Raw genomic sequence first — 760 nt, 5'->3', positions numbered from 1 at the left:
CGGGGCGGGAGGCGGAGCCACCACGGGACGCATGCCAAGGCCGGCGTCCACACTCCAAGGCTCGAGCCGAACCGCCGAGCGGCAGCCGGCCGTCGGCGGCGCAGGCCAGCCGCAGAGATCCGACTGCCGTGCGCCCCTCGCTGTCATGATGGCCCGATGGACAACCGGGACAGGACCGAACCTCCGCGGGTGGCCGATGAGCACGCCACGCTGACCGGCTTCCTGCAGCGCCAGCGTGACACGCTGGCCATGGCATGTGCGGGGCTCACAGCCGAACAGCTCAGGGAAAAGGCCGTGCGGCCTTCGGGCTTGTCGCTGCTCGGCCTCGTCCGGCACATGGCTGACGTCGAGCGGACCTGGTTCCGGAACGTGTTGAACGGCGAGCACAGTGATGTGCACTGGCCCCGAAGCGACGGCGGCGCTTTCGCCGTCGACACCGCAGACCCGTTAGAGGCGTTCGCGATCTGGCACGAGGAGTGCGCCCGATCCCGCGACATCGTGGATGCCGCCCAGTCCCCCGACGTCACCGGGCGGTACGGAGACGACGTCTTCTCTCTCCGCTACATCCTCACCCACATGATCGAGGAGTACGCGCGGCACAACGGCCACGCCGACCTCCTCCGCGAGCGCATCGACAAAATCGCCGAACAGTAGTGGACGGCCGGGGCCGGTGCAGGGCTTTGGTCTCGTCCTGGCCCGGCTTCGTGTACGCCTCGATGTGGGGCGCAGCATGGGGGCCACGGCGCGGCGGCCGCCGCCT

Annotated in this window: 1 protein-coding gene; it reads left to right on the top strand. The window is 69.9% G+C overall.

Going from position 1 to position 760, the window contains the following annotated elements; genetic code table 11:
* Nucleotides 1-189: 189 nt before the first annotated feature.
* Complete coding sequence (locus LZ604_RS35505; RefSeq protein ID WP_308283722.1) at nt 190-654, top strand: DinB family protein; 465 nt, start codon at nt 190-192, stop codon at nt 652-654.
* The last annotated feature ends 106 nt before the right edge of the window (nt 655-760 follow it).

Source organism: Streptomyces glomeratus (genome assembly GCF_021462825.1).
Lineage (GTDB): Bacteria > Actinomycetota > Actinomycetes > Streptomycetales > Streptomycetaceae > Streptomyces > Streptomyces glomeratus.
The sequence above is the reverse complement of the archived record's forward strand: the minus strand, read 5'-3'. Positions and strand labels throughout refer to the sequence as shown.